Annotated in this window: 12 protein-coding genes; 7 read left to right on the top strand and 5 right to left on the bottom strand. The window is 62.7% G+C overall.

The window, feature by feature from the left end; genetic code table 11:
- Positions 1-80: 80 nt before the first annotated feature.
- A complete protein-coding gene (locus tag K408_RS0108965; protein WP_024338264.1) occupies positions 81-443 on the top strand; it encodes a DUF1428 domain-containing protein in 363 nt (120 codons plus the stop codon).
- Between the two features lie 80 nt (positions 444-523).
- Here the strand turns inward: K408_RS0108965 and K408_RS0108960 are convergent, their stop codons facing one another.
- From K408_RS0108960 to K408_RS0108950, 3 genes are all read right to left on the bottom strand, one after another.
- Positions 524-1084, bottom strand: a complete 561-nt coding sequence (locus K408_RS0108960; protein ID WP_024338263.1) for an invasion associated locus B family protein — start codon at positions 1082-1084, stop codon at positions 524-526.
- Positions 1085-1148: 64 nt separating this feature from the next.
- Positions 1149-4289 (bottom strand): multidrug efflux RND transporter permease subunit, encoded by a 3141-nt coding sequence (locus K408_RS0108955; protein ID WP_024338262.1) that lies wholly within the window; start codon positions 4287-4289, stop codon positions 1149-1151.
- The gene (locus tag K408_RS0108950; protein ID WP_024338261.1) at positions 4286-5458 is read right to left on the bottom strand and encodes an efflux RND transporter periplasmic adaptor subunit; all 1173 of its coding nucleotides are present in this window, start codon (positions 5456-5458) and stop codon (positions 4286-4288) included. Before K408_RS0108950 ends, K408_RS0108955 begins: the two co-directional genes overlap by 4 nt.
- 374 nt (positions 5459-5832) lie before the next feature.
- Between K408_RS0108950 and K408_RS0108945 the strand changes: the two genes are divergently transcribed.
- From K408_RS0108945 to K408_RS0108920, 6 genes are all read left to right on the top strand, one after another.
- Positions 5833-6072: a hypothetical protein gene (locus K408_RS0108945; protein ID WP_024338260.1), complete on the top strand. Its 240-nt coding sequence runs from the start codon at positions 5833-5835 to the stop codon at positions 6070-6072.
- Between the two features lie 210 nt (positions 6073-6282).
- Positions 6283-8679, top strand: a complete 2397-nt coding sequence (locus tag K408_RS0108940) for a TonB-dependent receptor (RefSeq protein ID WP_024338259.1) — start codon at positions 6283-6285, stop codon at positions 8677-8679.
- 2 nt (positions 8680-8681) lie between these two features.
- A complete protein-coding gene (locus K408_RS0108935) occupies positions 8682-9371 on the top strand; it encodes a Fe2+-dependent dioxygenase (protein ID WP_024338258.1) in 690 nt (229 codons plus the stop codon).
- Complete coding sequence (exbB, locus tag K408_RS0108930) at positions 9368-10327, top strand: tonB-system energizer ExbB (protein WP_024338257.1); 960 nt, start codon at positions 9368-9370, stop codon at positions 10325-10327. Before K408_RS0108935 ends, exbB begins: the two co-directional genes overlap by 4 nt.
- A 3-nt stretch (positions 10328-10330) precedes the next feature.
- The gene (gene exbD, locus K408_RS0108925; protein ID WP_024338256.1) at positions 10331-10789 is read left to right on the top strand and encodes a TonB system transport protein ExbD; all 459 of its coding nucleotides are present in this window, start codon (positions 10331-10333) and stop codon (positions 10787-10789) included.
- Positions 10790-10798: 9 nt separating this feature from the next.
- The gene (locus K408_RS0108920) at positions 10799-11611 is read left to right on the top strand and encodes a TonB family protein (protein ID WP_024338255.1); all 813 of its coding nucleotides are present in this window, start codon (positions 10799-10801) and stop codon (positions 11609-11611) included.
- On the opposite strand, the gene K408_RS0108915 is transcribed toward K408_RS0108920, so the two are convergent.
- Both K408_RS0108915 and K408_RS0108910 read right to left on the bottom strand, forming a co-directional pair.
- Positions 11599-12021 carry a hypothetical protein gene (locus K408_RS0108915; RefSeq protein ID WP_024338254.1) on the bottom strand — a complete coding sequence of 141 codons (423 nt, stop codon included), beginning with the start codon at positions 12019-12021 and terminating at the stop codon, positions 11599-11601. The genes K408_RS0108920 and K408_RS0108915 overlap by 13 nt on opposite strands.
- A gap of 63 nt (positions 12022-12084) precedes the next feature.
- The gene (locus K408_RS0108910) at positions 12085-12765 is read right to left on the bottom strand and encodes a site-2 protease family protein (protein WP_024338253.1); all 681 of its coding nucleotides are present in this window, start codon (positions 12763-12765) and stop codon (positions 12085-12087) included.
- Positions 12766-12783 lie beyond the last annotated feature (18 nt).

The raw sequence follows: 12783 nt of genomic DNA, 5'->3' as shown, positions 1-12783 counted from the left end.
TTGTCTCATCCAACATCGCATTTCCGAGTCGGATCGCGGCGCCCTGTATCGTCCTTGGGCCGTAACTCAAGGAGATCCCAATGCCCTATGTCGATGGCTTCATTCTCGCCGTTCCGAAGGACAAGATCGAGGCCTACAAGGCGCTGGCGACCACCGCCTGCGCGCTCTGGATGGAGCACGGCGCGCTCGATTATGTCGAATGCATCGGTGACGACGTTCCCTATGGTGAGCTCACCTCGTTTCCGCGCGCGGTGATGGCGAAAGACGACGAGGTCGTGGTGTTCGCCTGGATCGTCTATCGCGATAGGGAGAGCCGCGACGCCATCAACAAGAAGGTGATGGAGGACCCTCGGATGAAGTTCGAGGGCATGCCTTTCGACGGCAAGCGCATGATCTATGGCGGCTTCACGACGCTGCTCCGGGCGAACGACGTTGTTGGCTGACAGCCATTGTCGCTGCCACGGCGCGGCGCGGAGACCGGATGGAACGCGTGCGAAAATACGACTGCGCCGCGCCGCCGCCTTTACTTGATCTTGTCGTAAGCCGCCGCGAAGTCGACGAGCGGCATCGGGATCGCGATCGTCTCCTTGGCCATGTTCTGGAAGGAGACCTTGAGCTGCTTGCCGGACCGCAAGGCGGCGAGCAGGTCGGGCGCGACCGGCGTCGAGGCGTAGCAGCCGCGGTTTTCGCAGGTCTGGATCTGGAGGTCGAATGTCTTGCCTTCGTCGACCTGCAGCTTGGCGCCGACCGGAAGGTTGAGGCCGAGCGGCAATTGCAGGAGCGCGATCGGCGTGCGCGTGTCCGGCGCAATGCGGATGTTGATCAGGACGACGGTCTGGCCGGTCTTGGTCAGGACCGCGTTCTGCTCCATCGCGCATTCGAGCGGCGCCTCGCGGCTCGCACTGGTGCAGCGGACGATCCAACCAGGCTGTCCGGGAGTGCCCTCCGCCTGTGCTTGCGTCGGGGCAGGTGCGGGCTGCGCGACCGGAGGAGCGGCGTTCTTCTTTGCACCCTGCTGGGCATGTGCGGCGCCCGCCGACAACAGGGCGGCGGCGAGGGCGACAAATTTGAACTGAATGGGCATGGCGGACCACGTTGGCGAGAAACCGGGCGCCTCGCTGTAGCGTCGCGGCATGCGCGGCGCAAGTTTACTCGGCGGCTTCCTTGACGCTGCCGTGCTCGAGGGTCTCGTCGCCGTCGCCCGAGCGGCCCCAGGTCGAGAACCAGTTATTGAGCTTGTCGAGATAGAGATAGACGACGGGCGTCGTGAACAGCGTCAGCGCCTGGCTGACGATCAGGCCGCCGACCATGGCATAGCCCAGCGGCTGACGGATCTCGGCGCCGGTGCCGTGGCCGAGCATCAAGGGCACGCCGCCCAGAAGCGCGGCCATCGTCGTCATCATGATCGGGCGGAAACGCAGCAGCGCGGCCTGGCGGATCGATTCCTCCGGCGTCTTGTGCTCGTCGCGTTCTGCGGCAATCGCAAAGTCGACCATCATGATGCCGTTCTTCTTCACGATGCCGATCAGCAGGATGATGCCGATCAGCGCGATCAGGCTGAAGTCAAAGCCCGCCGCCATCAGGATCGCGAGCGCACCGACGCCGGCTGAGGGCAGTGTCGAGAGAATCGTGATCGGATGGATGTAGCTCTCGTAGAGAATGCCGAGGATCAGATAGACCACGACGAGCGCGGCGAGGATCAACAGGGGCACGGTGCCGAGCGACTGCTGGAACGCCTGAGCGGTACCCTGGAAGCTCGAGTTCAGCGTCGGCGGCGCGCCGAGCTCGGCCATCGCGCGCTGCACGGCCTCGGTTGCCTGGCCGAGCGCAACGCCCTGGGCGAGATTGAAGCTGATCGTAATCGACGGGAACTGGCCCTGGTGGCTGATCGAGAGCGGGCGGACCGGGTCTGTGGTCCAGGTCGCGAAGGTGGACAGTGGCACCTGATCGCCCGTCAGCGGCGATTTCAGATACAACTTGTTCAGCGTCTCGAGATCACCCTGCAGTTCCGGGAGGACCTCCAGGATCACCTTGTAGGTGTTGAGCTGGGTGAAATACTGCGTGACCTGCCGCTGTCCGAAGGCGTCATAGAGCGTGTCGTCAATCAACTGGGGCTGAATGCCGTAGCGGGCGGCGGTGTCGCGGTTGATCTTGAGCTGGACCGTCGTGCCCTGCGTCTGCTGGTCGCTGGCGACATCGCGCAACTCGGGCAGCGTTTGCATCTTGGCGAGGATCTTCGGCGCCCACTCGTTGAGCTCAGCGAGATCCGCATCCTGCAAGGTGAACTCGAACTGCGTGCGCGTTGGTCGGCCGCCGAGGCGGACGTCCTGGGACGCCTGCATGTAGAGGCGGGCGCCCTCGACCTTGTCGAACTGCGGACGAAGCCGCGCGATGATCTGTTGTGCCGAGGCCTCGCGCTCGTTGCGTGGCTTCAGGGTGATATACAGGGCGCCGTTGTTGCCGGCGCGGCCACTGCCGCCGATCACGCTGGCAACCGCCGCAACATCGGGATCGGACAGGACGATCTGGCCGAGCGCCTCCTGCTTCCTCTGCATCTCCTTGAACGAAATGTCCTGCGAGGCCTCGGAGGCCGCGGTGATCAATCCATTATCCTGCTGCGGGAAGAAGCCCTTGGGGATCAGGACGAAGAGATAGATCGACAGCGCGAGTGTCGCAAAGAAGACGGCAAGCGTGGTGCGCCTCCAGCTCAGCGCGATGTCAAGCACGTAAGCGTAACCGCGCAACAGCGCCTCGAACCCGCGTTCGCTCCACTGGAAGATCCGGCCGTGCTTGACTTCGCCATGCGCGCGCAGGAAGCGAGAAGCCATCATGGGGGTTAGCGTGAGGGAGACGAACATCGACACGAATATCGTCATCGCCAGCACGACCGCAAATTCTCGGAACAGTCGCCCGATGATGCCGCCCATCAAGAGCAGCGGGATCAGCACCGCAACCAGCGAGATGCTGATGGAGACGATCGTGAAGCCGATTTCCTTCGCGCCCCGGTAGGCTGCGGCCATGGGCGATTCGCCCTGCTCGACGTAGCGCGATATGTTTTCGAGCATGACGATGGCGTCGTCGACGACAAACCCGACCGCGATTGTGAGGGCCATAAGCGAAAGATTGTCGAGCGTGTAGCCCGCAACCCACATCATGGCGCAAGCGCCGAGCAGGGCGAGCGGCACGGTCACTGCCGGGATCACCGTCGCCCAGAAACTGCGCAAGAAGATGAAGATCACCATCACCACGAGGAAGACGGTGAGCAGCAGAGTGAACTGCACGTCATCTACCGAAGCGCGGATCGTTTGCGTACGATCGCTCATCAATTCGACCTTGATGGCGCTCGGAATTGCGGCGACCAGGCGCGGCAGCGTTGCCTTGATGCGGTCGACAGTCTCGATGACGTTGGCGCCTGGCTGCTTGAACACGACGAGGAATACGCCGCGCTTCCCGTTGGCCCAGGCGGCCTGCTTTGCGTCCTCAGGACCTCTGATCGCCTGCCCGATGTCCCGGATCCTCAATGGTCCGCCGTTGCGGTAGGCGACAATGACGTCGTTCCACTCCTTGGCGTCCGTCAACTGGTCATTGGCGTAGATCGTGTAAGCGCGCCGCTCCCCGTCGATGTTGCCCTTCGGACTGTCGACTGTGGTGATCGCGATCTGACTGCGCACGTCCTCCAGCGACAGGCCCTTGGCGACGAGCTTGGCCGGATCGATTTGGATGCGGATCGCCGGCTTCTGCTGACCGCCGATGAAGACCTGTGCGACGCCAGAAATCTGACTGATCTGCTGAGCAAGCTGGGTATCGGCGGTGTCGCTGACAGTGGTGAGCGGGAGCGTGTCCGACGTCGCGGACAGGATCAGAATCGGCGCGTCCGCCGGGTTGACCTTGCGGTAGGTCGGGGGCGAGGGCAGGTTCTTCGGCAACTGGCCGCCAGCGGCGTTGATTGCACTCTGCACGTCGTTGGCAGCAGCGTCGATGCTACGGTTGAGGTCGAACTGGATGGTGATCGACGCGGTTCCCAGATAGCTCGTCGAGGTCATTTGCGCGATGCCGGGAATCTGCGCGAATTGCCGTTCGAGCGGCTGCGCCACGGACGAAGCCATCGTCTCGGGGCTGCCGCCGGGCAGGTTGGCGGTGACCTGGATGGTCGGAAAGTCCACTTGCGGCAGCGGTGCGACCGGTAGCAGCGGATAGGCGACAAGGCCAACGAACAGAATGCCGGCCATCAGCAGCGAGGTGCCGATGGGATAGCGGATGAAAGGTGCCGAAATCCCGCCGCCCATCATTCCTGTCGTACCTTGCTCTCGGCCCGATCCGAGCTTGCCACCGTCGTCGAGACGAGACTTCCGGGTTGGACCTTGAACTGACCGCCGACGATGACCTGCTGGCCCGGACTCAAGCCTTCCTCGATGACAGACTGGCCAGCCATGGCATAGCTGACCTTGATCTTGTGCAGTTCGGCCTTGTTGTCCTGATTGACGCTGTACGCGTAGAGGCCGTTGGTGGAGCGCTGGACCGCTTCATCCGGAACCACGGTCGCATCCTTCAGCGTTCGCACCAGCAGGCGCGTCGAGACCGACTGGCCGGGCCACAATACGTGGTCCTTATTGTCGAACACCGCCTTGAGCCGGATCGTCCCGCTGGTTGTGTCGACCTGATTGTTGATGACCGCAAGCTTACCCTCGGCGAGCATGTTCTTACCGTCCGTGGTGAAGGCGATCACCTTGAGCGCGCCGGCTTTCTGGCCTTCGCTGATATAGGGGAGCTGGTCTTGCGGCGCCGTGAAGATGACCGAGATCGGCTCGACCTGCGAGATCGTGACGATGCCCGTCTGCGTCGAGGCGTTCACGATATTGCCGATGTCGACCTGACGCAGGCCGGCGATACCGGTGATCGGTGCCTTGATCTGAGTGTAATCGAGCTGGGTCTGGGCGTTGGCGATTGCGGCTTCGTCGGCGGCGATTTGAGCCGTGAGCTGGGCGACTGTCGAGCGCTGGGTATCCACGCGCTGTGCGGTCGCAAACTCGCCGAGCCTCATGGCTCGCTGCAGCTCGAGATTGGCGTTGGCGAGGCTAGCCTCGTCCTGTGCCTTCTTGGCCTTCGCCTGGTCAAGCGCGGCTTGATAGGGACGAGGATCGATCGAGACCAGAAGCTCACCCTGCTTGACGATCTGGCCCTCCTTGAACTCGAGCTTGATGATCTGGCCGTCGACCCGGCTGCGGACCTGGACGGTGTTGAAGCCCTGAACCGTGCCCAGACCGGTCAGGTAGACTGGGAAGTCGGTCTTCTGCACCGCTGCGACGCTGACGGGGACAGCGGACGGGCGAGGGGCGCCCTTCTCCGCAGCCTGGGTTTTTCCAGCCTGGGACGAGCCAAACTTCTGCCAAGCATAATAACCCGCGGAGGCCACGGCCGCGATGATCAGAAGCCAGAGGATCGGCCGGGACTTTTTCATCGCGTCTCGTGTCGGCTCGTGCCCTCAGCTATGAATTAATGGGGCAATCGTGGAGTTCCATGGTGATGTATAATACACGCCAAGTTTCAGTGTAAACAGCACTATCGCTTGAGAAATCCTAAACAATTGGAAAGCTTTGCACCCGTTGGGCAGCGTCTGGCGCGTCGGTGTGCAGTGGGGCATTTCTCCAGGCCACGAGCCGGTCGGCGCGCCAAGTTTGCACAGCGCCGCAGCGGCGTACTCGGCGGACTACTCCACGCTGAGCTATGGTTCGGATTACCCAGCAAGAACGGTTCTAAGTCGGATAGGGGCCGCTGCGGTTGTCAGGGATTTCAGCATCGTCCATATCGGCGCCGCGATGAATGGAGCGCAGGATGGACGAGCTGAACGGCAAGCTGATCGCGTGCCAGATTCTGATCACGGGGTTGATCGCGCGTGTCGCAAACGAGCAGCGCGATCCCTTGCGCTTCCTCACCGATTTTCGTGATGAGATCAAAGCCGTCGTGAACGGCGTCCACATCGCCGGCATGGACAACACCGATCGCGTGCGCGCCGTCGCGCAGAAAACCGTCGACGAATTGTTCTCGCTGATGAAGCCGCCGAGCAGCGACTGAGAGTGCAACGATTGGTTTGCGTTGCCTCTCTAGAGCGAATCCAATGTTCGTTTAGAACGATTTCAAACTGCAGATTAGAATCGTTTTGATCTGGATTGATTCAAGGGTTCTCGCGAACGGCTCGCATTGACCCGCTATTTTGTGGCCGATACCAACAGCCCATCGTTCGTTCGAAGTGAATGAGCGAACAGGAATATGGGGCGTTTGGTAATGGGGCAGGTGGTCGCACCGAAATCGTTGCGTTCGGTCGCAGCATTCGATTCGTTGGATGAGAGGTTCGTAGGCGTTTCCGGCAAAAAGGTATCGGCAGTCGCGAGCTTGATCGCGGTGGCGTCGGTTTCAAGCGGCGCGCAGGCGCAGCAATCGGACCTGCCGCCGGTGACGGTCGATGCTCCGGTCGAGCGCCCGCGTCCGACGGCCTCGAGGCCCTCGCCTGAGCAGATCCGTGCCCGCAACGCGCTTCGCCGCGCCGCGCAGCGCCAGCAGGCGCAGCAGACGGCTCCCGCCACGCCCTCGGGCGCGCCCGACGGCAATCCCTATGCCGATCCGGCGGCGCCCTACAAGGTCGACCACGTCCAGGCCTCGGGCAAGTTTCCCGAGAAGATGCTGAACACGCCCAAGAGCATCACCGTGCTCAGCAAGGAAGTGCTCGAGGACAAGAACGCGACGACGCTGAAGGAGATCGGACGCTCGACCGCCGGCGTGACGCTCGGCTCGGGCGAGGGCGGCAACGCGTTCGGCGATCGCTTCTTCATCCGCGGCTTCGATGCACGCAATGACGTCTTCATCGACGGCATCCGCGATCCCGCCGTGTCCATCCGCGAGAACTTCTTCACCGAGCAGATCGAGATTCTGCGCGGACCGGCATCTTCCTATGCGGGCCGCGGCACCGCCGGCGGCGCCATCAACATCGTCACCAAGCAGGCCGGCGACGTCAATTTCAAGCGCATGGACACCGAGTTCGGCACCGATCAGACCAAGCGCGTCACCCTGGACGTGAACCAGGTGATCGATCCCACCTTCTCGGTGCGCACCGGCGGCCTGTTCCAGGACGCCAACGTCGCCGGACGCAACTACGTCACCGACAATCGCTGGGGCAGCTTCATCTCGACCAAGTACACCCCGACCAGCGACATCAAGATCACGACGAACTACGTCCATACCGATCTCAGCGGTTATCCCGATTTCGGCGTGCCTTATTACAAGCAGGGCAACGTTCCGGTGACCTCGGCGGGCATTCCGCGCGAGAACTGGTACGGCTTTCTTAATCGCGATTTCCAGACGGCGCGGCAGGATTTCGGCACCGGAACGATTGAGTACAAGGTCAACGAAGCCATCACGCTGACCAGCAAGGTGCGCGGCGAGCACTCGCTGCTCAACTACATCGGCACGCTGCCGCAGAACCCGAATACCACCAATCCCAATCCGCTGCTCTGGACGACCACGGCGAGCGCGCAGAGCCGCTATCAGACCGTGGACGTATGGGCCAACCAGAACGAGGCCACGTTCAAGCTCGACACCGGCGGGGTCAAGCACACCGCCGTGTTCGGCGTCGAGTATTCGAACGAGAACGTCTCAATCGACCGCTACGCGGGCTTGGCGTCGGAACTGTCCGGCTCCGCTTTCACCAGCAACGGCGCTGTCCAGAACGTCAATCTCTATTCACCCCAGTATACCAACATTCCTTTCGGCACGCCGTCGCTGACCGGAAATCCGACGCGCTATGGCGTCAACACCACCAGCGTCTATGTCATGGACACTGCGAACTGGCAGGACACAATCATCGTCAATGGCGGCGTGCGTTACGACGGCTACAGCCAGAGTTCGTCCACCAACGCGGCTTATCTGAAGCAGAATGCCGATCTGGTGAATTACAACGTCGGTGCCGTCTACAAGCCGATGCCGATCGGCAGCCTTTATGCGGCCTATGCGACCTCGGCGAATCCGTTCGGATCGGAGCTTGATGCGACCGGTACCGACTACGGCGGCGTTCCGCCCAACACGGCCGTCCTGCTCGGGCCCGAGCGCAACAAGGCGATCGAACTCGGCACCAAATGGGAGCTCGCTGACCGCCACCTGCTCGTGACCGGTGCATTGTTCCAGACCACCAAGGACAATGCGCGCGAGACCGTCAACGGCTTGTTGACGTCGGGCGCTGCCTACAGGATCCAGGGCATCGACATCGAAGCCGAGGGCAAGATCACCGATCGCTGGAGCATCTTTGGCGGCCTGGTGCTGATGCAGTCCAAGGTCACGCAGAGCGGCGTCGCTTCGAATATAGGCTTGCAACTTGCCAACATCGCTCACCAGTCGTTCAGCATGCTGACCAAGTACAAGTTCGACGGGGGGTGGGAGCTCGGCGGGCAGGCGGTCTACCGCTCAAAAGTCTATGGCGGCACGTTCGCGGCCAACACCAACGAGCTGCCGAGCTACTGGCGCTTCGACGCGTTCGTCGAGAAGAAGATCGACCAGAACTGGACGATGAAGTTCTACGCGCAGAACCTCACCAACAAGCTCTATTACGACTCGTTCTATCGCAGCAACGTGCCGTTCGTGGCGGTTGCGCCGGGACGGGCATTCTACGTCGTAACGACAGCGAAGTTCTGATCATGTTGACCTGCCTACCTGGCGTTCTCAGCAAGGATGATGTGGCGGATTTCCGCCGCATCATGGACGCCAGCGAATGGGAGGACGGCCGCTCCACCGCCGGCGCGCAGTCGGCGATGGTCAAGCGCAACGAGCAATTGCCTGCGGACGGCGAGGTCGCGCGCAAGCTGGGCAACCGCATCATCTCGGCACTGACCTCGAACCCGCGCTTCATTGCGGCGGCGATCCCGCTCCAGATCTTTCCGCCGCTGTTCAACCGCTATGCGGCGAGTAGCGGCCATCATTTCGGCCTGCACGTCGACAATGCTATTCGCGGCGACCGTCTGACCGGCCTTCGCATCCGCACAGACCTGTCGGTTACGCTGTTCCTCGCCGAGCCGGAAGAGTACGACGGTGGCGAACTTGTGATCGAGGACACTTACGGCTCGCACGAGGTCAAGTTGCCAGCCGGTGACTGCGTGCTCTATCCCTCGACCAGCCTTCATCTCGTCACTCCCGTGACGAGGGGAACGCGGGTTGCGTCTTTCTTCTGGCTGCAGAGCATGATACGGGACGATCAAGCCCGGAGCATGATCTTCGACCTCGACACCGCGATACAGGCGCTGGTGGAACGGCTCGGGCGTGACGATCCCGAAACGGTCAAATTGACGGGTATCTATCACAACCTCATTCGCTACTGGGCCGAAGTATGAAGACCATGACCTCAAGAGCAAGCCTGGCCGCCGCTGCGATGCTGGCGGTCGCCTGGCTCGCATCCCCTGTTTCTGCCCAGACACAGACCCCGCCGTCGCCGGCGACGCAGCAAACGGCTGCGCCGCCTGCGGCCAGCCCGGCTCCGGCAGCTGCCCCCTCGGCAGTTGCCCGCTCGGAAACTGCGCCCGCGGCCTCGGCCGCACCGCCCGTGGTCACAACGCCGGCGCCGGCAAAGTCCGAGTCCGCGGCCGGCGTTGCGCCTGCCATGAAGGAATTGTCGCCCTGGATGATGTTCATGTCGGCGGACATCATCGTGAAGGCGGTGATGATCGGGCTCGCCTTCGCGTCGCTCATGACCTGGACCGTCTTCATCGCAAAGTCGATCGAGCTGTCGGTCGCTTCCACCAAACTTCGTTCGGCCCTGAAGAAGATTGGGGACGCGCGCTCCCTCTCCGAAGCGCAGATGGCGCTCGGTGCCAAGGAGGGCATCCTGCCGTCCTTCCTGGCGGCGGCCCTGCGCGAGGCGCGGATGTCGGCCGGCCTGTCCAGCGATGCCGGCATCAAGGAGCGCGCTGCATCCAGCTTTTCCGAGATCGTGCGTGCGGAACAGCGCCGCATCCGGATCGGCATGGGCGTGCTCGCCACGATCGGCTCCACGTCGCCCTTCGTCGGCCTCTTCGGCACGGTCTGGGGCATCATGAACAGCTTCATCGGCATCTCGAAGTCGCAGACCACGAACCTTGCCGTCGTCGCGCCCGGCATCGCCGAGGCGCTGCTCGCCACCGCGATCGGCCTCGTCGCTGCGATTCCCGCAGTCATCATCTACAATCACTTTTCGCGCGTGACGAAGGGCTATCTCGAGCTCGTCAGCCGCGCCTCGGGCGCGGCGGGGCGGCTGCTCTCGCGCGATCTCGACCGCAGCCACGGCAGTGTGCATTCGCGCGCGGCGGAGTGAGCCATGGGTGTTTCGCTCGCAGACAACGACGGCGAAGACGACGATTTCTCGGAAACGCATGACATCAATGTCACGCCGTTCATCGACGTCATGCTGGTGCTGCTGATCATTTTCATGGTCGCAGCGCCGCTCTCGACCGTCGACCTGCCGATCGATCTGCCGACATCGAGCGCGACGCCGCAGAAGAAGCCGGACAAGCCGACTTATCTCAGCATCAAGCCCGATCTGACGCTCGCGATCGGAGAGAACCCGGTTCACCGGGCCGAGTTGATAGGGACGCTCGACGGCCTGTCAGACATGAGCAAGGACAAGTATGTCTTCCTGCGCGCCGATCGTTCGGTGCCGTATGGCGAGTTGATGGGAGTCATGGAGCTCTTGCGCTCGGGCGGCTATACGCGGGTGAAGCTGGTCGCGCTGGAAGGTGCTCCAGGGGCGCCCGCGGCAGGCCCCGCTCAGCCTTAAGGGCCAGTCATGTCGGACGAACTCAGACCATCCCGGAAGCTATGGATCTTGGCGGCCATGGCGGCGCTCGCGCTGCATCTGGGTGGGGCAGCGCTCGCGCTGGCTCACTTGCGCGTCGATGACGACGGCGACGGCCTTGGTGCGGTCGGCGCCGAGTTCGCCGTGGAGATGGCGTCGCCAAAGGCGCCCGAAACCGACCTTCCACCCGGGCCAGACAGCGAGGCCATGCAGGAGCAGCAGGCGCTTCCCGAGCAGAAGGCCGAGACCAAGGAAACGGAGCTTCCGAAGGATCAGGCACAGGAGGTCGAGGATCCCGACCGCGTCGTGACCGAGAACGACGCGAAGAAGCCGAGCGAAGACGATCCGAAGATTCAGGCGGTCGAGACTCCGGCCGCTGAAGCGTCGCCGAAATCGGTGGCGACCGCTCGTCAGACGCTGGAGGAGGACGCGCGCGAGGCCGAGAAGGCGATGGCGCCTGTCATCGGTATCGGCAAGGACATCCTGAAGCTGACGGCCGACTGGAACCGCAAGATCAGCGCGCATCTCACGCTGCACAAGGTCAATCCTGAAGGCAAGGTGCCCAACAACCAGAAGGTCAAGGTGAGCTTCGCCATCAACCGGAAGGGCAACGTGCTTTCAGTGGATGTCGTGGAATCGTCGGGGGACGCGGCCTACGATGCGGCAGCGATATCGATCGTCCGCAAGTCGGACCCCATTCCGCAGCCGCCTGCCGGACTGACCGACGACCGGTTCGAACGTACCGTCGACATCATCTTCACCCCGCCGGACGCGAAGAAGAAAAGGAGGACTCAGCGCCAGTAGAGCCGAATTCCGACGTAGACCACCACCAGACAGGCGAAGATCAGCGCCACCGGAAGGGGCCGTTTCTGGGGGCCGGCGAATGCCGATGCTGCGAAGGAGGCGGACTTCTTCTGCTTCGGCGCCGGGCGGCGGAATGCGGTAACGTTGTCCGCCGCCGTTTCGGGTGGGCGTGGGCGGACGTCCGGTGGGGTTCCTGCGCCGCCCATTTCGGCATAATAGGCCTTGTAGATCGCTCCGATGGTGGCCTCGGTGGCTTCGCCCTCGCTCATTTGCGCCAGCAGGTTCTTGTAGCTGGCGAGGAACTCCTGGGCCTCCGGCGGCAGTGCGGACGACCCGTTGAGCTTCGCCATCATCTTCCAGGTGGCAAAATCGGCACGGGCGCGGGTGTCGGCGCGTCGCGCGATGAGCATATCGGCAGCTTTGACCAAGTCGGCCTCTGGCCCTTCGGCTGGTGTTCGGGTGTCGCTGTTCAACTACGCGTTGCCGGTCAGGAAGAGAACAGCCTGAATCACATAACCGGTCAACGTCCGCAGTATTGCGGAAATAACATCAAGATTTAGACCGAACTGGGAACCTGCAAGCGGCAGCAGGATCAACAGGCTGATCAGGATTAGCATTCCGAACGGCTCGAGCCGGGCCAGCGGCACGGCGAGGGGGCGGGGCAGTAGCCCGACCGCGACCCGCCCGCCATCGAGCGGTGGGATCGGCATCATGTTGAAGACGGCCAGCACCGCGTTGATGATGAGCGCATTCTTGAGGTTGTCGGCAACCCATTTCGCCGCGCTCGCGGGCACCAGGGGCAAGGCATGGAAGGCGAGAGCGGTGGCGAGCGCCAACAGGATGTTGGTCGCCGGCCCGGCGAGCGCCACCCAGACCATGTCCAGCCTTGGATTGTTCAGCTTACGGAAGTTCACCGGCACCGGCTTGGCGTAGCCGAACAGGAACGGTGAATGCGCGAACAGCAGCATGGCCGGCAGGATCACGGTGCCGAACGGGTCGATATGCTTGATCGGGTTGAAGCTGACGCGGCCGAGCTGCGAGGCCGTGTTGTCGCCCAGCCGGTCCGCGACGAAGGCGTGCGCGGCCTCGTGGAAGGTGATGGCGAGCACGAGCGGAAGAACCCATACCGACAAGTCATAAAAGGATATATTCACAGCTCATCCGTTCCGGTT

It is taken from the genome of Bradyrhizobium sp. in8p8, assembly GCF_000426845.1.
Classification (GTDB): domain Bacteria; phylum Pseudomonadota; class Alphaproteobacteria; order Rhizobiales; family Xanthobacteraceae; genus Bradyrhizobium; species Bradyrhizobium japonicum_C.
The sequence above is the reverse complement of the archived record's forward strand: the minus strand, read 5'-3'. Positions and strand labels throughout refer to the sequence as shown.